Origin of the sequence: Kurthia sp. ISK08 (assembly GCF_046159805.1) — a bacterium.
In the GTDB taxonomy this organism is placed as follows: domain Bacteria; phylum Bacillota; class Bacilli; order Bacillales_A; family Planococcaceae; genus Kurthia; species Kurthia gibsonii.
In genome coordinates this window covers 85,911-105,891 of the sequence record NZ_JBJXHL010000006.1, presented here as the reverse complement: position 1 = coordinate 105,891, position 19,981 = coordinate 85,911, and the positions used below count along the sequence as shown (strand labels likewise).

At 36.5% G+C, this 19,981-nt stretch carries 25 protein-coding genes and 1 riboswitch; of the genes, 20 read left to right on the top strand and 5 right to left on the bottom strand.

The annotated features are described in order from the left end of the window. Positions 1-26 precede the first annotated feature (26 nt). From ACKVQX_RS11710 to ACKVQX_RS11700, 3 genes are all read left to right on the top strand, one after another. A complete protein-coding gene (locus ACKVQX_RS11710) occupies positions 27-1,847 on the top strand; it encodes an APC family permease (protein WP_087681068.1) in 1,821 nt (606 codons plus the stop codon). 71 nt (positions 1,848-1,918) lie between these two features. Next, positions 1,919-2,350 carry an effector binding domain-containing protein gene (locus ACKVQX_RS11705; RefSeq protein WP_068450405.1) on the top strand — a complete coding sequence of 144 codons (432 nt, stop codon included), beginning with the start codon at positions 1,919-1,921 and terminating at the stop codon, positions 2,348-2,350. An 81-nt stretch (positions 2,351-2,431) separates the two neighbouring features. Further along, positions 2,432-3,322 carry a DMT family transporter gene (locus ACKVQX_RS11700; protein WP_087681070.1) on the top strand — a complete coding sequence of 297 codons (891 nt, stop codon included), beginning with the start codon at positions 2,432-2,434 and terminating at the stop codon, positions 3,320-3,322. Between the two features lie 19 nt (positions 3,323-3,341). Here the strand turns inward: ACKVQX_RS11700 and ACKVQX_RS11695 are convergent, their stop codons facing one another. The 3 genes from ACKVQX_RS11695 to ACKVQX_RS11685 are packed head-to-tail and all read right to left on the bottom strand — an operon-like array spanning position 3,342 to position 4,474. Beyond that, positions 3,342-3,776 carry a GNAT family N-acetyltransferase gene (locus ACKVQX_RS11695; protein WP_068450409.1) on the bottom strand — a complete coding sequence of 145 codons (435 nt, stop codon included), beginning with the start codon at positions 3,774-3,776 and terminating at the stop codon, positions 3,342-3,344. 45 nt (positions 3,777-3,821) lie between these two features. Beyond that, on the bottom strand, positions 3,822-4,136 hold the full coding sequence (locus ACKVQX_RS11690) for a multidrug efflux SMR transporter (RefSeq protein ID WP_068450411.1): 315 nt from the start codon (positions 4,134-4,136) through the stop codon (positions 3,822-3,824). Beyond that, positions 4,136-4,474, bottom strand: coding sequence for a multidrug efflux SMR transporter (locus ACKVQX_RS11685; RefSeq protein ID WP_336663870.1), 339 nt, complete (start codon positions 4,472-4,474; stop codon positions 4,136-4,138). Before ACKVQX_RS11685 ends, ACKVQX_RS11690 begins: the two co-directional genes overlap by 1 nt. 58 nt (positions 4,475-4,532) lie before the next feature. Continuing rightward, a riboswitch (guanidine-I (ykkC/yxkD leader) is annotated at positions 4,533-4,634 on the bottom strand. Positions 4,635-4,748: 114 nt separating this feature from the next. On the opposite strand from ACKVQX_RS11685, the gene ACKVQX_RS11680 reads away from it, so the two are divergent. The 3 genes from ACKVQX_RS11680 (at position 4,749) to ACKVQX_RS11670 (ending at position 7,184) form a co-directional block, all read left to right on the top strand. Continuing rightward, positions 4,749-5,678, top strand: a complete 930-nt coding sequence (locus tag ACKVQX_RS11680; protein WP_068450417.1) for a 1,4-dihydroxy-2-naphthoate polyprenyltransferase — start codon at positions 4,749-4,751, stop codon at positions 5,676-5,678. 60 nt (positions 5,679-5,738) lie between these two features. After that, positions 5,739-6,581 carry a putative RNA methyltransferase gene (locus ACKVQX_RS11675; protein WP_068450419.1) on the top strand — a complete coding sequence of 281 codons (843 nt, stop codon included), beginning with the start codon at positions 5,739-5,741 and terminating at the stop codon, positions 6,579-6,581. 96 nt (positions 6,582-6,677) lie between these two features. Next, the gene (locus ACKVQX_RS11670) at positions 6,678-7,184 is read left to right on the top strand and encodes a GNAT family N-acetyltransferase (protein WP_231726968.1); all 507 of its coding nucleotides are present in this window, start codon (positions 6,678-6,680) and stop codon (positions 7,182-7,184) included. Positions 7,185-7,223: 39 nt separating this feature from the next. Here the strand turns inward: ACKVQX_RS11670 and ACKVQX_RS11665 are convergent, their stop codons facing one another. Next, a complete protein-coding gene (locus tag ACKVQX_RS11665) occupies positions 7,224-7,697 on the bottom strand; it encodes a VanZ family protein (RefSeq protein WP_087681072.1) in 474 nt (157 codons plus the stop codon). 104 nt (positions 7,698-7,801) lie between these two features. On the opposite strand from ACKVQX_RS11665, the gene ACKVQX_RS11660 reads away from it, so the two are divergent. From ACKVQX_RS11660 to ACKVQX_RS11610, 11 genes are all read left to right on the top strand, one after another. After that, positions 7,802-8,743: an SEC-C metal-binding domain-containing protein gene (locus tag ACKVQX_RS11660; protein ID WP_087681073.1), complete on the top strand. Its 942-nt coding sequence runs from the start codon at positions 7,802-7,804 to the stop codon at positions 8,741-8,743. A gap of 55 nt (positions 8,744-8,798) precedes the next feature. Next, positions 8,799-9,818: a YcjF family protein gene (locus ACKVQX_RS11655; RefSeq protein ID WP_409136346.1), complete on the top strand. Its 1,020-nt coding sequence runs from the start codon at positions 8,799-8,801 to the stop codon at positions 9,816-9,818. 146 nt (positions 9,819-9,964) lie between these two features. Continuing rightward, positions 9,965-10,285: a hypothetical protein gene (locus tag ACKVQX_RS11650; protein ID WP_068450429.1), complete on the top strand. Its 321-nt coding sequence runs from the start codon at positions 9,965-9,967 to the stop codon at positions 10,283-10,285. A 21-nt stretch (positions 10,286-10,306) separates the two neighbouring features. Further along, entirely contained in the window at positions 10,307-10,513 is a 207-nt protein-coding gene (locus tag ACKVQX_RS11645; protein ID WP_068450431.1) for a hypothetical protein, read from the top strand. 67 nt (positions 10,514-10,580) lie between these two features. Then, positions 10,581-11,105 carry a DUF2179 domain-containing protein gene (locus ACKVQX_RS11640; RefSeq protein ID WP_068450434.1) on the top strand — a complete coding sequence of 175 codons (525 nt, stop codon included), beginning with the start codon at positions 10,581-10,583 and terminating at the stop codon, positions 11,103-11,105. Between the two features lie 502 nt (positions 11,106-11,607). After that, on the top strand, positions 11,608-12,213 hold the full coding sequence (locus ACKVQX_RS11635; protein WP_068450436.1) for a 1-acyl-sn-glycerol-3-phosphate acyltransferase: 606 nt from the start codon (positions 11,608-11,610) through the stop codon (positions 12,211-12,213). A 90-nt stretch (positions 12,214-12,303) separates the two neighbouring features. Next, the gene (locus ACKVQX_RS11630; protein WP_121177101.1) at positions 12,304-12,573 is read left to right on the top strand and encodes a helix-turn-helix domain-containing protein; all 270 of its coding nucleotides are present in this window, start codon (positions 12,304-12,306) and stop codon (positions 12,571-12,573) included. A gap of 179 nt (positions 12,574-12,752) precedes the next feature. Continuing rightward, positions 12,753-13,259: a signal peptidase I gene (gene lepB, locus ACKVQX_RS11625; RefSeq protein WP_231726969.1), complete on the top strand. Its 507-nt coding sequence runs from the start codon at positions 12,753-12,755 to the stop codon at positions 13,257-13,259. A gap of 14 nt (positions 13,260-13,273) precedes the next feature. Further along, the gene (locus ACKVQX_RS11620) at positions 13,274-13,729 is read left to right on the top strand and encodes a low molecular weight protein-tyrosine-phosphatase (protein ID WP_087681075.1); all 456 of its coding nucleotides are present in this window, start codon (positions 13,274-13,276) and stop codon (positions 13,727-13,729) included. Positions 13,730-13,922: 193 nt separating this feature from the next. Then, entirely contained in the window at positions 13,923-14,639 is a 717-nt protein-coding gene (locus ACKVQX_RS11615) for a YebC/PmpR family DNA-binding transcriptional regulator (protein ID WP_068450444.1), read from the top strand. Positions 14,640-14,746: 107 nt separating this feature from the next. Then, entirely contained in the window at positions 14,747-15,322 is a 576-nt protein-coding gene (locus ACKVQX_RS11610) for a YdcF family protein (protein ID WP_087681076.1), read from the top strand. A 43-nt stretch (positions 15,323-15,365) separates the two neighbouring features. Here the strand turns inward: ACKVQX_RS11610 and ACKVQX_RS11605 are convergent, their stop codons facing one another. Beyond that, positions 15,366-16,385, bottom strand: coding sequence for a YecA family protein (locus ACKVQX_RS11605; RefSeq protein WP_087681077.1), 1,020 nt, complete (start codon positions 16,383-16,385; stop codon positions 15,366-15,368). A gap of 191 nt (positions 16,386-16,576) precedes the next feature. Here ACKVQX_RS11605 and ACKVQX_RS11600 point away from each other — a divergent pair, with 191 nt between their 5' ends. From ACKVQX_RS11600 to ACKVQX_RS11590, 3 genes are all read left to right on the top strand, one after another. Further along, complete coding sequence (locus ACKVQX_RS11600; RefSeq protein ID WP_087681078.1) at positions 16,577-18,277, top strand: M3 family oligoendopeptidase; 1,701 nt, start codon at positions 16,577-16,579, stop codon at positions 18,275-18,277. Positions 18,278-18,390: 113 nt separating this feature from the next. Next, a complete protein-coding gene (locus tag ACKVQX_RS11595) occupies positions 18,391-19,470 on the top strand; it encodes an AI-2E family transporter (RefSeq protein WP_068450451.1) in 1,080 nt (359 codons plus the stop codon). A gap of 43 nt (positions 19,471-19,513) precedes the next feature. After that, positions 19,514-19,978 (top strand): hypothetical protein, encoded by a 465-nt coding sequence (locus ACKVQX_RS11590; protein ID WP_068450452.1) that lies wholly within the window; start codon positions 19,514-19,516, stop codon positions 19,976-19,978. Positions 19,979-19,981 lie beyond the last annotated feature (3 nt).

Sequence of the window (19,981 nt, the reverse complement as noted above, 5' to 3'; positions counted from 1 at the left end):
AAACATATGAAGGAGAAGTGTAAAAAATGGGTTTATGGAAAAGATATGTGATTGGTCGCCCATTAAAGTCAACTGAGTTGATGGATCAAAGATTAAGTAAAACAAAGGCACTTGCGATTTTATCTTCAGATGCATTGTCGTCTGTCGCGTATGGACCAGAGCAAATTCTCATCGTATTAATGGCTGTTGGTGCAGCTGCATTTTGGTACTCCATTCCAATCGCTGTCGGTGTAATTGTTTTATTGGTCGCACTGATTTTTTCATACAGACAAGTGATTCATGCTTATCCACATGGTGGTGGCGCATATGTCGTCTCAAAAGAAAATATAGGGAAGAATGCAGGTTTAGTCGCAGGTGGCGCCTTACTTGTTGATTATATTTTAACCGTTGCAGTAAGTGTTTCAGCAGGAGCAGATGCAATTACATCAGCTTTTCCAGCGCTTCATAATTATAATGTCGAGATGGCAGTAGTATTCGTCATCATCTTAACGATTTTAAATTTACGAGGTGTAACGGAATCAGCGACGATTTTAGCTTATCCAGTGTATCTGTTTGTTTTATCTTTATTCATTTTAATTGGCGTAGGTATTTATCGTATTCTAAATGGTGAAGTACCGACAACGAATCATACAGCAATTGGAACACCAGTTGCTGGGGTTACACTTTTTTTATTACTAAAAGCTTTTGCTTCTGGTAGTTCGGCTTTAACAGGTGTTGAAGCAATCTCTAATGCGATTCCAAATTTTAAAAAGCCTGAGCCTGTCAATGCGACAAAAACATTGTTAGCAATGGGTGGTTTACTCGCTCTTCTTTTTTCAGGAATTGTGTTTCTAGCGTACTATTACGGTGTAACTCCGAATGGACATCAGACAGTTGTATCTCAAATTGCACAGGAAAGTGTAGGTAGAGGGATTTTCTACTTCATTATTCAAGGAATGACAGCGTTAATTTTGATATTGGCTGCTAATACAGGTTTCTCAGCTTTTCCATTACTCGCTGTTAATCTTTCAAAAGATGGCTATATCCCACGCATGTTCCAAGTACGTGGTGACCGTTTAGGTTATTCCAATGGGATTGTCTTACTAGGGATTGGCGCGATTGTCTTAATTATTTTATTTGGGGGTAAAACAGAGAGTCTTATTCCACTCTATGCGACAGGTGTATTTATTCCATTTACACTGGCACAGGCAGGAATGATGCGAAAATGGTTACGAGAACGCCCAAAAGGCTGGCAAGGGAAACTGACAATCAATACAGTGGGAGCGATTATCTCATTTACTGTCGCAGCCATTTTCTTTGTTACTAAATTCGGATATGTATGGCCGATTCTCATTTTTGTTCCGGCTATGGTCATCATCTTCCATCGTATAAAATCGCACTATGATAGTATTGGTCCACAACTGAAGTTAACAGATGAAGTGTTACCAGAGATGAACGGGAACGTCATGATTATTCCGGTTTCAGGCATTACAAAGATGGTGCGTAATTCATTAAACTATGCAAAAACATTGAATCCCGATATGATTGTAGCAGTGTATGTTTCTTTCGATAAGGAAGATTTAAAGGCATTTGAAGCGAAATGGAAGAAGTGGCAACCAGACATTCGTTTAGTTACACTGTATTCACCATATCGTAGTTTAGTGAATCCACTGACAAAATTTATTGATAAAGTGGAGAAAAAAGCACGTGAAAAAAATTATTATGTTTCCGTTATTGTGCCACAATTCATTGTAAAAAAAGGCTGGCATAATATGTTGCATAATCAATCAAGTTTATTAATTCGTACCTATTTACTTTATAAGAGAAATGTTATTTTAATTACTGTTCCATTCCGTTTAAAGAAATAATGTTTTAAAATGGTTGAAAAGGGAAACGAATTGTTTTAAATGGATAGTTTAAGGCCAAGGGAGTAGACGTTATGTATGTACGGATAGAGGAACAGGTAGGGTTTAGAATTCGCGGTTTTCGTACGAATGTGGTAACGCAAGCATCGATTATGGAGATACGAAAGAAGTTAAACCAAGCTTTAAAAATACAACATCGTGTACCGAGAGTGACGTATGGTGTATTCTTTCCCAAAGAACATGAGGAATTAAGCGTCGCAGCTTATTATGCAGGAATTGTAGGTGCTTCAACGATTCCACTCGAGAATGCAGAAGATGTTGTCATCTCGTCAGGGCGTTATGTGATTGCGACGAGTACAAATGAAAAGTATGATGCTTTTGCTTTCTTTCATCGGATTCGTCAAGCGGATTATTTTCGTTTTCGAAAGGCACCGATTTTAGAGCAATACGCATATAATAAGGAAACAGGTGAGGAATCCGTTGAGTTGTGGGTTCCGATTATCTAGAGAGTAAAAGGCATTCTGCTTTTTACTCTTTTTTCATGGTATAATAGTCAGAATATTCCTGAATAGAGAGAAGGGGACAACATGAATATGCAAGCAGCCATTCAGCTAACAATCTCGATGGCAATTTTCGGTTCGGTTGGTTTTTTTACGATTCAAACAGGTATTCCAGCAGAAGAATTGGTATTTGTGCGGTGTATTTGTGCGACATTGTTTTTAGGTGGTTTATGGCTTATAACGAAGAGTTATAAAACAGAACAGTGGTCACGAAAAGAAGTTATTCAAACGATAATTTGCGGTGTGTTTCTCGTATTTAACTGGGTGTTTTTATTTAAAGCATTCAATGAAATGGAGATCTCGCTCGCGATTTCGATTTATAATTTAGCGCCGATTTTTGTCCTGATTTTGGGCGGAATCTTTTTAAAAGAGCGTCTAACGATTCCGGCAATTTTAGCCATTGTCGTATGCTTTTTAGGTAGTATCTTAATCGTAGGGGTACAACAAGTTGGTTCGCTTCATTTACTATGGAATGAGGGCTTCATCTATGCGATGTTATCGGCTATTTGCTATGCGATGACGATGTTTGTGGGGCGAGGGGTAAAGCATTTATCTACATATGCACTAACGTTTGTTCAAACGATAGTTGGGATTGTCATCTTATTCCCAACGGTGCAGTTTGATGTATTTCATGGATTAACGACGAGTAACTGGTTGTATATTTTAGGAACAGGCTTTATTCATACAGGTTTTGTGTATTACTTATTCTTTAATAGTATTCGTAACTTATCCACATTACTCGTATCTGCACTTGTATTTGTCGATCCATTAGTCGCTATTTTACTCGATATTTGGATTTTAGATTTCCGACCAACGATGACGCAGATTCTCGGTATGCTGTTCATCTTTGGAGGGATTATTTATACAGTGATAAAACCACCGAAAAAAGAAAATATAACAAAAGAAGTCGCTTCCTAAACAGAAACGACTTCTTTTTTTAATGTAGCGATTTTGTCATGAGTACATGCTCAATTCCAGCATCCATAAATACGTCAGATTGAACAGTGTAGCCTAACTTTTCGTAAAAACCAATAGCGTGAACTTGTGCATCTAATTTTGCTTTAGTTGCACCACGTGCTGCTGCAAGTTCTTCTAGCTTTTGAATGATGACCTTACCGTAGCCGTGTTTACGCTCTGTTAATCGAATGGCAACACGTTGGATTTTTCCGTAGTCGTCTACTAAACGAACGCGACCTGTACCGACAGCTTGACCGTCTTTTGTTAATAGAACATGTTCACATTCACCGTCTAATGTGTCATAGGCATCAATTTCTTCTTCAATTGGTACATGCTGTTCTTCTACAAATACTTCTTTTCGAATTGAGAATGCTTTTTCTAAATCTGCTGCATCTGTAATTTTAAAAATCTCCATGTTAAAACACCCCTTCAAACTTCATAAGTGTTCTCATTATAAACGCTAAGAAAATAATTTTAAACCGATAGCAGCAGCTAAAATGAGTGTAATAAATACAATGCGACGCCAGTCTTTCGATTCTTTGAAGAAAATCATACCGACAAGTGCACCACCAGCAGCGCCAATACCCGTCCAAACAGCATACGCAGTTCCCATAGGGATTGTTTCCATTGCATAAGAGAGTAAGGCTAAACTAATACCAAAACCAATAATCAGTGCTACAATCGTTTGCCAATTACGATAAAGTTGCCAGCGATTCATCATGGCAACGCCAAAAATTTCACAAAAACCTGCTAAAATAAGCGCAATCCATGCCATTATGATTGACCTCCTTCTGTATGGTCGGGTGTTACCATTTTGAGTCCGATCACACCGATTAGTAATACACCGATTAATGCAATTTTCATAAATTCGATTGGTGCATCAAAGAGAACGATATCGCTTAGTACGGTTCCAGCTGTACCTAATCCGACAAAGACAGCATAAACTGTTCCGATAGGTAGGTGATCACCTGCATTTAATAATAATTTGAATGTGTAAACGAGTGCGGCAATGGTAAGTAACCATTCCCACCAAGTATCTGCGTGTTTTAAACCAATAACCCAACAAGTTTCGAGTACAGCAGCAAAAACAACAACTGCCCAGTGCTTCATTATAAATTCCTCCTTCTATGTACATAAAAAAACCTGAGAGCTTGACTGCATCATGCAGTGAAACTCCCAGGCTTTTGTCCTTCCGTGGCACATCAAATTGATGCGAGATTTCTCTCGGACCAGTCTAAACAAATTTGTTTACGGAACCCTAGAAATCCTTCTGTACGCTTTAGTTGCCTTTACTGTATCAAACTTTTTGTTGAAATTCAACTTTAGCAATCAAACGAAAAATCATGTAGAATAATAGAGTTATAGAAAGTACGAAAGGAAGTAAGTTATGGCGAAACAAACAAATCAGCCGATTGAAGATATTAGCACGCTAAAATTGATGTGGCAATTAACACGTCCACACACATTAACAGCAACTTTTGCACCTGTTATTTTAGGGACAATGCTCGCGCTTAATGATGGTCCAATCAATTGGCTTTTATTTACGGCAATGCTTGTCTGCGGTTTGTTTTTACAAATTGCGACGAATTTATTTAATGAATATTATGATTTTAAAAGAGGTTTAGATACTGTTGATTCAGTAGGGATTGGTGGTGCGCTCGTACGACATGGTACAAAGCCATCTTCTGTATTGGCATTCGCTTTAATCTTATACGGTCTATCCGTATTAATCGGAATTTATATTTGTATGAATTCTAGTTGGTGGCTTGTGGTCATCGGAATTATTGGTATGTTAATCGGCTACTTGTACACAGGTGGTCCAATGCCGATTGCTTACACACCATTTGGTGAACTTTTTGCAGGACTGAGTATGGGAATTGGCTTTATTCTTATTGCTTACTTCATCCAAACAGGTGACGTGAGTATGACGAGCTTTTTAGTATCTGTACCACTGGGTATTTTAGTTGGTGGTATTAATATGTCGAATAATATTCGTGATATTAAAGAAGATACAATTGGTGGTCGTAAAACACTTGCGATTCTACTAGGACGTGAAAAAGCGATTCAGTTGCTGGCGATTTCGTTCATCGTATCGTATGCGTGGATTGTCGGTTTAGTCGTATTCGGTGTTGTTAGTCCGTGGTTACTATTAGTCTTCATTAGTGTGCCAAAACCAATTGCAGCAATTAAGAACTTTAAAGAAGGCGAAGGCATCCCGATGAAACAAGGTTTGGCGATGAAATCAACTGCTTTAACAAATACATTCTTTGGTTTCTTATTATCAATTGGTTTAATCATTGAATATCTTATAAAATAACAAAAGTTGCGGAAGACGAATACGCGTTTTCTGCTTCTTTTTTTGAGAGGAATGTGAAGAATGTTATCTAAAAAACAAATGAGCGCACAGTGGCTTCAAAAGAATGCACAGCTATTTCGCTGCCCACATTGTGAGCAAGCATTTCACATACAAGAGGAAAAAACACTTGTATGCAAAAATGGTCATAGCTTTGATTTAGCAAAACAAGGTTATGTTAATTTACTAACGCATCCAGTTCAATCAATGTACGATCAAAAATTATTTGAAGCGCGTAAACAAGTGCTTGATGCCATGTTATATGCGGATGTATATGATGTGATTTTACAACAGCTGACGAACTTACCTGAAGTGATGACGGTATTAGATACAGGTTGTGGTGAAGGAACGCATCTTTATAAATTAAAAGAACAATGTGAACACGAAATGATTGCGACAGGTATTGACCTTTCAAAAGAAGGAATCGTGGCGGCTGCAAAGAACTATACCGATATTTTATGGGTTGTAGGAGATTTAGCGAAAAGCCCCTATGCATCGAAGAAATTCGACGTCATTTTAAATATTTTATCGCCTGCGAACTATGAGGAATTTAAGCGTTTATTACAGCCGAATGGCAAAGTGATTAAAGTCGTTCCACAGAGCGGTTATTTAAAAGAGTTACGAAAACAATTCTATGCGACATCCGAGAAAGAGGATTACTCGAACAGTCAAACAGTTGAACGATTTAAAGAGAGTTTTCCACATGTGGATATCTTCCGCGTGACAACGACAAAAAAGATATCCACAGAACTTGTCCCATTACTTGCGCATATGACACCGATGGGTTGGCATCAAGAGAAGAAAATCGAAGACTTACAGTTAGATGAAATTACAATTGATGTCGATATATTGGTTGGTTCTTTATAAAAGAAAGTGTTTTAGAATGGTTTAGCTGTGGGTAAAGGATGGAAGGTAATCTGTCGAAAACTTTGCGATGTTTAAATCGCTAAAGGAGCTAAAATCATGCTAGAAATACGAAAATTAGTAGAAGATGATGCACATGCTTACTGGGCGCTTCGAAAAGAAGCATTACAAGAAGTCCCAGAAGCTTTTGCGATGTCTTATGAGGAAGCAGTAGCAATTGAAAATCCAATTGACCTCGTACGTGAAGTGACACGCTCGAGTGCCGAGCAGTTTTATGGTGCTTTTTTAGATGGGGAGTTAGTTGGTGCAGCTACATTGCAAAAAGAGAAAATGATTAAAATGTCGCATCGTGCGCAAATTGGCGCAGTGTATGTATCTGGAAAAGCACGAGGTACAGGTGCAGGTGTCGCGTTAATTCAAAAAATCATTGATGATTCTAAAGAAGATCCTGATATTGAGAAGTTGAATTTAAGTGTTGTGACAACGAATGAACCAGCATTTTCACTCTATAAAAAATTAGGTTTTGAAGTAGTAGGCATTGAAAAGAAGTCTATGAAAAAAGGACAAGAGTATTATGATGAATATTTGATGACACTTCTACTCTAAACGATAAAACACATCCTTCCATATACGAAAGGATGTGTTTTATCGTTTTGATTTCCATTTACGAATCAACGCTAGAATAAGAACAAATAATGTCAGTAGTAAAAATCCACCGGATGTATCTAACCACACATCTGACATGGTAGCTGTGCGACCATCTGTGAAGTACTGATGGAATTCATCTGCTAAGGCGAGGATGAATGTGATGATAAGCGCATATACATAGCGATATTTTCTTGGGAATAACGCGATATAGATGGCGATTGCCATCGCACCGAAAGATAACATATGTGCAGCTTTTCGTACTAAAAATTCAATGAAGTAATAGTAACCACGTTCTTCAACAGACACTGTAATTCCCCAATAGGGAATTTTAAATAGTGATAAGAAGTTGTAGAACGGTTGATTTGGTAAGAGTTGTTGTAAGGCTGGTACGATAGATTGTTGCTCATAACTTTGACTAGATGAAATGAAAATAATAACGATTAATAAAAGTAACGGAATATATTTTTTCATATTAAAAAAATAGCATACTTTAAGGTGAATTTCACTGTTTAGCGGAATGTTTCTAAAGGTGTTATAGTGTTACAGTAAAAGTTTTTTTAAAAGGAGTAGGAAAAATGATTGGACGTAATGATCCATGCCCATGTGGTAGTGGAAAAAAATATAAAAAGTGTTGTGCGAATAAAGAGGCAGTAACAGTAGACGTTGTTGTAGACGAAGAAATGGAGCGTGTACTTCAAAATTTCTATGAGTTATATCCAAAAAAACAAGATTTTGAAGCATATCATGCGGTAGGCGCAAAATGGAATGAAGCACTGGGTGACAAACTCGATATCGAATTAGTAGAAGCAATTGCCATTGACTATTTCTTCTTTGAAGAACGCTTAGATATTTGGACAGGCTATTTAGAAAAAGTATTAAAAGATACGATTCGCCCAGCTTTAAAAGAACGCTTAGAGAAGTGGTCACACCCGTCTTTATTAATCGGAAAAATTAAAGAAGTAAAAGACAACTATATGATTGTTGAACAGAGCGATACAAAGGCTCTTGTGCAACTAAGACGCGAAGGTGAACGTCCTATTCCAGAGAATGTTCATGTATTTTGCTTCATATTGCCAATTGATGAACAGCGTCATTTAGCGATTTCGAGTATGATTTTCTTCCCAGTCGATCATACAGCGATTTTTGAACAGTTCTTTAAAGAAAAAACAATGGGCGATTCAATGGAATTATGGAAGAAACTTGTTGAGAATGGTTTTGAAGGTAATGAATTTACAGATTTTGAAACAGAAGTTTTCGATCGAATCATGGCATACTTAGAAGAACAGGGACGCGACGCAGAGCGTATTCTACAACTGACGCAAGACTTTGTTGTTGAAAAACAACCAAAAGCGCGTAAACCAGTCGCAATTGCAGCAGGCGCAATTCGTTTCGGTAATGACCATGGTTATTTCGAAAAAATCGATACAACGGTAAAAGCGATTGCGGAGTATTTTGATGTTTCAGCATCGTCATTAAATAAATATGAACGTGAATTAGCCGAGTATGCGGGTATTTAATTTGTAAGAACTAGTCAGTCACATAGCTCGGCATTATAAAAGGAGTGAGCAATACATGGAAAAACAACCTTTTTCAGATGAGCAATTCGATAAAATTTTTGCGGAGCAGTCAGCCGAAATTAATAAACAATTGGATCAAGAGATTTTAATTGCGATGATTGGTGATGTCAATGCAGGAAAATCTTCAACAATTAATCGTCTAATGGATGGGGAAGTAGCGCGTGTAGGTGCAAAACCAGGTGAGACAGTGTCGATTGAAAAATATGCACTACATGACAAAATTGTTTTTGTGGATACACCTGGGTTACAAGATGTGAACAGCGAAAATTCACAACAAACATTGAAGTTTTTTAAAGAAGCAGATGTTGTTTTATTCTTTTTAAATGCTGCTGGAACGGTGCTGTCAGATTATGAATTACAAACGTTAAAACAAATTCGAGAAGTGAACCAAGATATTTTAATTGTCTTAAATAAGATTGATGCCGCTGAAGATGTAGGCGAGTTAGTCAAATATATTCAAGACAATACAGCTTATAACTATCCAGTCGTTCCGATTTCTTCACGTACAGGTGAGAACATGTCGATGTTACAAAACCAAATTTTGCGTATTTTAGAAAAAGGAAAAAAGGACGTGCTGATGGCAACACACATGGCAGATAAGTCATCTACTGCGAAAAAGTGGATTTTAGCTTCTGGGGCTTCTGCTGCTGCAATCGGTGCAATTCCTCTACCAGGAGCAGACTTTGGACCTTTAACTGCATTACAAGTAGCGATGATGATTAAATTAGCGAAATTATATAATAAGCCGATTACAAAAGATCGCGCAAAAGAGATGATTATTGCGACTGTTGTCGGAAGTGTTGGCCGAACCATCTTCCGTCAGGTTGTGAAGTTGATTCCTGGAGCTGGTTCAGTTGCAGCTGGGTCGGTTGCAGCTACGATGACGATCTCGCTCGGCTATGCTGTAAAATATGCCTATGAGCGTGATATTGACTTAGATGCAAACTCACTCAAACCACTCTATAATATGTTCTTAAAAGAAGAACAAGAAAAAGAGAAAAAGAAGAAAAAATAGATGTGTAATTAGGACTTCATTCAATTGAAGTCCTTTTTCTGTAAGTAAAACGTTTCTTTTCCGTTAATTTAGAATTTTTAGAATATTCTTTTCATTTTATGTTAGAATTATAAAATCGAACCCTAATATAGAAAGGACGTTATAGAATGAAAGGAAACGGAAAATATTTTCCACTCCATGAATTTTTACAACAACAAGAAAAGGAACAAGTAATTTTAAGTTTTAAAAAAATTGAAGAAATCCTACAAACCTCGCTTCCACAGTCTGCATATAAGTATCAAGCATGGTGGGGAAATACAAGAAGTGGTACATATGTGCAGTCTGCTGCTTGGTTAGAAGCTGGTTTTCGGGTAGAATATATACAATTCGGTGAATATGTCGAGTTTCGGAAATCTGCAAAGGCATTATTAACAAAGAAAAGAAGTCGGGCGAGTCGAAAAATTGAAATGCATCTTATAGAAAACTAACAGCATAAAGGAGTGTGATCCATGTTTAAACAATTTGTATGGATTATTTCACTTGTCGTCATAGGCTCTTTAAGTATTACATTTGCCTTTACGCGCAATTTAGAAGCTACAGTATTTTGGACTATATTTAGTCTGGGTACAATTTGTAATCTTGTCGGTGTACTGATTTTATATATCACGTTAAAAAAATTAGACCGTATTCAAGAACCAAAGCGCACTAAATTGTGATATGTTTTCTAAGGGAAATTAAGGGAATCAGTTAAAACAATTCGTATATTGGTTAGGAGGGCTTTTTATGCTCGATACGATTATCCTTATTATTGTGATTAACGTAGCTTATATGACCATGACAACATTGCGCCTGATTCTCGTTATTAAAGGATATCCAAAAGCAGCCTCTATTTTATCTGTTTTAGAAGTCTTTATTTACTTAATGGGTTTGACAATGGTGCTTGATAATTTAGATAATCCTTGGAATATGGCTGCATACTGTCTAGGTTGGGGATTAGGTGTTTATATTGGTAGTTTAATCGAAGGTAAACTAGCGCTAGGTTATATTTTATTTGAGATTATTATCAATTTAGAAGATGCTGAAATTGTTCATGAATTACGCTCAAAAGGTTATGGGGTTACATCTTGGTTAGCAGATGGAAAAGACGGTCAAAAAATTTGTATGACGGTTATTGCGAAACGTAAAAATGAAAAAAAATTACGAAATACCGTTTTAGAAATGTGGCCGAAAGCATTCATCATTTCTTACGAGCCAAGTAATTTAAGTGGTGGATTTTTAGTCAAACAGATGAAAGTTAGAAAAAAATAAAGACGTAAAATTCATTTTACTTTATGCATAATATGGAGAAAAAAGGGTAACCGTAGCGTATATGGTTACCCTTTTATTGTAAAAAATAGCAAAATACTTGTATTCCTTTTGGTAAAAATTTATGATGTAAATAGTAGGGAGTTAAATAGATAGTAATGAAAAACTCGACATATTCCACTCCAGAAGGACAAAATAATCGTTTCTTACAAAAAAGTGAATGTTGTTACCGTTTTCATAAGCTGTATAATCATTGATATAACAACTTTTATTAATATTTATCGAAAATGTGTCATAAAGATTTTGAATTGAATAACAATTTTAAATTTTTTTGTACATTCAGTACACATTTTTTCCATTTTATTTTACAATGGAATTAAGGGGAAATAGATAACAGATTCACTGATACATTCGCACTTTATATTTAGAATCGTTTATACTAGTAAAAAGATATAAATTTTTTAATAATAAACGATTAGATTGTTTACGTATGAAGGAGAGTATTATGTATCGCGTTGTAGGATTTTTAGTTCGATGGTTTTTAGGCATATTCAATAAGGTGAAGGTGTACGGTAGAAATAATTTACCAACTGATGGTGGTTATGTGCTTGCATGTACACATAGTGGCTGGATTGATATGTTGAATCTTGGAATTTCTATCTACCCGAAACCCATTCATTTTATGGCCAAAAAGCAACTGTTCGATCAAAAAGCATTAGGGTGGTTCATTACAAAAATGCATGCTTTTCCTGTAGATCGTGATAATCCAGGACCAAGTGTCGTAAAAGTCCCAATGAAACTAATTAAAGATGGTGAGATTGTCGGGATTTTTCCGAGTGGAACACGAAATGCAGAGGCTTCTAATTTGAAACAAGGTGCAATTACGATTGCACAGCTGAGCAAAGCGCCAATTATTCCAGCTGCATACATAGGACCGAACACACCAAAAGAAGTATTTTCTAAAAAGAAGGGTTACATCATTTATGGTGAACCTATTTATGTCAATGCAAAAGGAAAAGAAGGCAGAGAAGCATATACGCAACTGTTAGAGCAGCAACTTGGGGAGTTACTGACACAATTGCAAGACAACATTAGACAAGACAGCAAGTGATATTTGAATACAGGGGATTTCAAATGAGCCGAGCGAAACATATGGAATGGAGAAATGACAACAAATAAAACAAAATAGGGGTGTAGTGTAATGGTATCAGTAGAGTTATATGAACAAGAAAGTAATGTAGTGGTTGAAAAAACGGCATTAGAGAAAATGGCTGAGAAAAGAAGCCAAATTATTTTCAAACAACGTATGACAGTAGGACTAACACAGTCACAGCTTGCTGAGCGTGCAAATGTTACACAAAAAACAGTAAGTCGAATTGAGCGTGGCGATACAAAGGTGCGTGAAACGACATTACAAAAGGTTTATGCAGTGCTTGGCATTACAGCACAGCACTTAGAAGAATTAAAATAATAAACTCATGACTATTCAAGCGGAACAAATTCATCGTTTGAATAGTCTTTTTTATAGGAAATAGGGGTATATATTGATTATGAATGTGAGAAAATGTCATAATTAGAAGAACGAAATAACAGAATTAAGGTGATGAAATGGAACAGGAAAAGAAGAAGACAAGTAAGGGTAAAGAGGTTATGTCATGGGTTTGGCCAATTCTAATTGCGATTTTAATTGCAGTGGGTGTACGTTATTTCTTATTTGCACCTGTAACAGTAAAAGGTGAATCAATGGAGAACACATATCATGATAATGATCGTGTAATTATTAGTAAGGTAAGTAAAATTAAGCGTTTTGATGTCATTGTATTTAAGTCACCAGTGGAAGATGATTACTATATCAAGCGTGTAATTGGTTTACCAGGTGATAATATCGAATTCAAAAATGATGAATTATTTATTAACGGTAAAAAATACAAAGAAGATTATGAGCAAGATCATGTAAAAGAATATCAAGCGGATGGATTAAACTTCACAGAAGACTTTACGATGAAAGATGTAACAGGCGATGTGAAAGTGCCAGATAACTCTTATTTCGTAATGGGTGATAACCGCCAAAATAGTAGTGACAGTCGTGATTATGGCTTTATTAAAAAGTCAGCTGTTAGTGGCGTTGTACTGTTCAAATTCTTCCCTTGGAATTAAGGAGTTCGTAGAATATGAAACATCGTATTTTATTTGTTTGTCTAGGGAATATTTGTCGCTCACCGATGGCTGAAGCTACTTTTCGAGCGATGGTTCAACAAAAAGGTGAGCTGGATGGATGGGTGATTGATTCAGCAGGTACAAGTGGTTGGCATGAAGGAGAACCACCACATCGAGGGACGCGTCAAAAGTTAAAAGAACACGCTATTTCAACAGATGGAATGGTCAGCAGACCTCTTGTACAAGAAGATGGGCAAAAATTCGATTACATTGTTTGTATGGATCATGATAATATCGAACAGACGAAACGAATAATCGGTAAGACCCATGCAAAAATCATGCGCTACTTAGATGTTATAGACGAACCAAAAGATGTACCAGACCCTTATTACACGGGTGATTTTGAAGAAACCTATCAATTGTGTATGGAAGCAAATCAGCGTTTATATGATGAAATAATGAAGGCATAAAAAAGAGAGTTAATTGATTTCATGTGAGTGAAGTGAATTAGCTCTTTATTTGTTAACAATGATAAATAGGCAATTGAATGAATTTGGTGTATAATACTACAGTAAATTAATGGCTCGTCCATGTCGGGCGACAGTATAACTGCCCACCCGTCGACAATTTAGGTATTCTAATTTTGAAAGAGAGTGAATTTTAATGGGACGTAAGTGGAATAACATTAAGGAAAAGAAAGCCGCAAAAGATAAAGATACTAGTCGAATTAATGCTAAATTTGGTCGTGAAATCTATGTAGCAGCTAAATCAGGCGAACCAGATCCAGTATCAAATGGCGCTTTAAAAATCGTTTTAGAGCGTGCAAAAACATATAGTGTACCAAAACATATTATTGATCGTGCGATTGATAAAGCAAAAGGAAATGTAGACGAAGTTTATGACGAACTACGCTACGAAGGTTTTGGTCCAAATGGTTCAATGGTAATTGTTGATGCCTTAACAAACAACGTAAACCGTACAGCTTCAGACGTTCGTGCAGCATTCGGTAAAAACGGTGGGAATATGGGTGTTAAAGGTTCTGTTGATTATATGTTCAATAAAACAGCTGTATTTGGTGTAGAAGGTAAAACAGCAGATGAATTACTTGAAGTATTCATCATGGCAGACATCGATGTACGTGATGTTTTTGAAGAAGGCGATGTAACGATTGTATATGCAGAACCAACTGATTTTGCGCGTGTAGATGAAGCGTTAAAAGCAGAAGGTATTGAAGAATTCACAGTTGCTGAAATTTCAATGCTTCCACAAACAGAAGTTCAATTAGACGAAGCGTCGATGGCTCAGTTTGAAAAAATGATTGATGCATTAGAAGAACTAGAAGATGTCCAACAAGTGTATCATAATGTAGAACAAGCCTAATATAGAATGGGGAATCACGATATTTGAAAGTGGTTCCTCTTTTTTTATATTACGCAACATACAATTGATTGGAGCGTTCTATATTCTATAGAATAGGAGTGATTTTCATGGGTTGGAAAAAGATAACTTTGTTGAGCTGTATAGCATCAGGCGTAATCTTTTGGCTTGGTACGGATTATATAATGAATAAAGGTACTAAACCAAAAGCAGATGGTAAAAGTAACTATGCTATCGTATTAGGTGCAAAAGTGAACCCAGGTGCAGTTCCGTCAAAGTCCTTAAAAAATCGTTTAGATGCAGCAGCAGAATACGCTAAACAATATCCACATGTACAACTCATTGTTTCTGGTGGTCAAGGCGATGATGAAGACGAGGCAGAGGCAGTTGTCATGCGTGACTATTTAATCGAGCAAGGGATTGAAGAGCATCGCTTAATTGTAGAAAAGAAATCAACTTCCACCTATGAAAATATTAAATTCTCATCTCAATTCATTCCACTTAATCAAGAAAAAATTACACTGATTACAAATGACTTCCACTTAGCACGCGCACAAATGATTGCAAAACATTTTGGTTTTAATGTAGATGTAGTAGCTGCTCCTACACCGAAAACAATTGAATTTACTGCACGCGCGAGAGAACGCGCAGGTCTTATCTTACAAAAAGTAAAATTATGGCGTTAAAAAAAGAGAGTCGATCCTTTACGGAACGAACTCTCTTTTTTGATTAAGCTTCTAAAAACTCTGTAATTTGCTTACGGTATTTAGAAAGTGATGAAGCAGAAACACCATAATATTCAGCAACATCTTTTACTTTTGACAAGCCGCCCTCTGGAATCATGTTCGTTGCTTGTCCAGCTAAAATCGCACTTGCTGCAACTGTTTCTGGTTTCTTCGCCTTCACTGTTTCTGAATCTAAGAACTGTTGAAGTTTTTCTAAGAAAGCAGCTGCTTCTAAGTTATATTCAGCTAAGTATTTTTCAGCAAGTGTTTGAACAGATGATTCTTCGTCTGCTACAGCCACTTCTTTTTTCGGAGCTTCTTCTACAACAGCTTCTGTTTCTACAACTTCCGTTGCTTCTTCTTCTACCATTGGCGAATTGCTTTCACCGAATACTTTATACAGTTCGTATGAATCTGTAATACCTGCTTTTAGCTTTTCTAATAAAGCGTTCTTTGTTACTTCGTCATTCTTAGGAATGAATAAAGCAGAACTCTTCACAAGTAAGCCATTTTCACCTAGACGAGGGTCTGGTAATGCGATACCGAATAACCATTCGCCTGGTGTATTACCTTCAGAAGTTGCAGGGATTTGATATGTCTTGCCATCAACTTCATCTAAAAGTGTAATCACTTTTTCATCATATGATTCAACGTGTGCCAAAATGAAACGAGGATTATGCCAATTTTGGATAATCTCTTTTACTTGCTGACGCATTGTTGTTTCACTTTGGTTTGCAATGAATGCTTGCCATTGCGCTGGTTCTTCAATATATACAGATGTTTCAATGTTAATTGCATTGATTAAAAAATCAGGGAAAACAGAAGAAAGTTCTCCTAGCAATTGTTGATAACGTTGATTCATTTTGTAGTTTGAAGCAGGATTAACCTCTTGGATGAATGTACGCTCTAGACGATTCAATTCATCATTTACTAAGTTCATAAGATTGCCATCAGCATTCTTACCGTGACACTTCTTATATTTTTTACCACTGCCACATGGACATGGATCGTTACGACCTACCAATGTCTAGCACCTCACTTTAAAAATTGGGCATAGAAATAGATTAGCATAAATCTGAGGAAAATATAAGTTCTTAACCTTTATTTTTAAATATAGGAAGAATAAGCGCTACAATTCGTTGCAATTTTCCAAAATTTATTGAATAATATAATAAATATTTCGAAAATCGAAAAGAATAGAAAAGAGGGACATACATGACAATTACATTTGATGAGTATCAATATGCACGACCAGATATTGAAGAGATGAAAAAAGATTTAATGCATCTTGTAACAAAGTTTAAAGAAGCTTCAACAGTAGAAGAACAGGAACAAGTACTGGATGAAATGAATGTTATTCGCAATCGCTACGGAACAATGGATAATATCGCGTATATTCGTTCTTCAATCGACACGAATGATACATATTACCGTAAAGAGCGTGAATTTTTAGATGAAAACGGTCCAATTCTACAAGAAGTGAAAACAGCTTGTTATGAAGCGTTAGTCAATTCAAAATTCCGTAAAGAATTAGAAGAGAAGTATGGTTCACAACTCTTTTCTTTAGCAGATTATGAACTAAAAGGTTTTTCAAAAGAAGTGATTGAATTGATGCAACAAGAAAATAAACTAAGTACAGAGTATTCAAACTTAATTGCTTCGGCTCAAATTGAGTTCCAAGGTGAGACATATACATTGGCACAACTAGCGCCATTCGCTGAATCAAAAGATCGTGCAACACGTAAAGCAGCACGCGATGCCAGTTCATCATTCTTCGCAAAACATGAAGCAGAGTTTGATCGCATCTATGATGAATTAGTAAAGAATCGTCATGCACAGGCGATTAAGTTAGGCTATAAAAACTATGTGGAGTTAGGCTATGTTCGTATGAACCGCGTCGATTATAATGCAGAGATGGTAAAGGGATACCGCGACCAAATTCGAGATGTTGTTGTACCATATGTGACAGAATTACGTGAGCGTCAGCGTAAAAGAATTGGCGTTGATACATTAAAATTCTGTGATGAAGCATTCACATATGCAACAGGAAATCCTACGCCAAAAGGTGATGCTGAGTGGATTGTTGCACAGGGCGCGCAAATGTATAAAGAACTGTCACCGCAAACGAATGAATTCTTCCGTTATATGCAAGACCGTAACTTAATGGATCTAGTTGCGAAAAAAGGAAAGCAAGGTGGCGGCTATTGTACATTCATCGAAGATTATGAGTCACCATTTATTTTCTCTAACTTTAATGGAACATCAGGAGATATTGATGTTTTAACACATGAAGCAGGTCATGCATTCCAAGTATATTCAAGTCGTCATATTGGCGTGCCTGAATATTTGTGGCCGACTTTTGAATCAGCAGAAATCCATTCGATGAGTATGGAATTCTTCACATGGCCTTGGATGGAGCTATTCTTCAAAGAAGACACAGAGAAATATAAATTCTCACATCTTGAGAGTGGTTTAATGTTCTTGCCATATGGTGTATCTGTCGATGAATTCCAACATGTTGTGTATGAGAATCCAGAGATGACACCTGACGAGCGTAAAGCTGCATGGCGCGAAATCGAGAAGAAATATTTACCACATCGTGATTATGATGGCGATGCATATTTAGAGAAGGGTGGCTTCTGGCAACGTCAAGGTCATATTTTTGCAAGTCCGTTCTATTACATCGATTACACATTGGCGCAAGTATGTGCATTCCAATTCTGGAAACGCTCACGAGAGGATTATCAAGCAGCGTGGAAAGATTATTTAGCACTGTGTCGCTTAGGTGGTTCAAAATCTTTCACAAAGTTAGTTGAGGCAGCTCATTTAACGTCTCCATTTGAAGCAGGATGTTTAGAAGATGTTGTAGTAGCGATTAAAGCTTATTTAGATAATGTTGACGATACAAAATTATAAATAAATGAGATGAGAAATCGTACGCGATGCGATTTCTCATTTTTATTTCGTGTTAGATTTTCCTATTCTGTGGAAATATTCTATAATATGTACAAGAAATGGAGTGATGTACGTTGACGAAAAAAGTGTGGTTCCAAGCAGGTATTGGACTCCTTTTAACATTATTAATTATTAAGTATTTTATGGAGATTAAACATATCTTCTATCCAATCGCTGTTATTCTAAGTGCGATTTTTACACCTTTATTAATTGGTGGGGTTTTGTTCTACATTACGGAACCGCTACAACGTTTTTTAGAGAAAAAGAAATTCCCGCGTTGGTCGAGTATTCTCAGTATCTTCTTACTACTGATTGGATTAGTGGCAATCTTTGTATCATATGTATGGCCATTAATTGCTACTCAGCTGAATAACTTCTTAGCTGCATTACCTGGATTTATCGACGAAGTAACAAAGTGGTCGAAATATGTCGTGAACCAACGTGAGCATTTACCAGAACAAGTTCAAAAATCGATTGATGGAGCGATTAATGGAATTAAGGATTATGCACTATCAACGAGTAAATTTGTACTTGATGTGATTTCAAAAGTCGTTGCCTGGGCATTTGTTCTGATTTTAATTCCATTCTTCTTTGGCTATATGCTAAAAGATCATGAGAAATTTGCACCGCGTATTTATAATTTGTTTACAGGTAGTCGTCGTGAGTGGGTTAAGAAGACGATTGCAGATGTGAATGAAGTGCTACGTAGCTACATTCAAGGTCAGTTATTAATTAGTTTCTTACTTGCGCTGATGATGTTCATTGGTTATTTAATCATTGGTTTAGACTATGCATTATTATTAGTGATTTTCGCATTCTTTATGAATATCATTCCATTCATTGGACCATGGATTGCCTTTATTCCGGCACTTGTAATTGGTTTTCTGGATAGTCCAATTCAAGCATTATGGGTATGTGTTGTGACACTCGTTGCGCAACAAATTGATGGTAACTTGATTACGCCGAATGTGATGGGGAAAACATTAGATATTCATCCATTAACAGTTATTACGATTATTTTAGCAGCAGGAAATATCGCTGGTTTCCTCGGTATTCTGTTAGGTGTACCGTTCTATGCAGTTATGAAGGCAATTATCAAAAATATTTATGCGCGTCGATTAGAAATTCGGAAAGCCGTCACCAAAGAAATATAAGGAGTGTTATACTTAATAACAACTGATTTTAAAGGAGTTTATTATGCTAACATTTGAAGAAAAAAAAGAGATTATCCGTCGCTTTCCAGAATTAACGGAAAAACCGATTTCAATGAATCGCTTGAACTATCATTTTGAAGGTAGTCGCTACGAGAAGAAAATTGTTGTAGAGAAGTTACACCCGAATGGTAATGGCTTTGTCTATGTAGGGGATTTACTTGCTTATGATGCAGATGATCGTGGTCTTGTGAACATTCGTGACTTTGATGAAACACAATTAGTTGAAGTAATCGAAGATGCAATTATGTATTTATCAGAAGTAGATGAACCGAAAGAAGAAGTTGTCATTGAAGAAAGTTGGAAGAACCATAAAAATGACCAATTACTTCTTGTGCATGAAGAACCATTTTGGAATGTGTATCATGCATTCAATTTAGAAGAAAGCTTTGGAACGAAGGAAGATGCAGAACAGTATCTACGTGAAGAAGGCTTTAAAAAAGAGAAATAATAG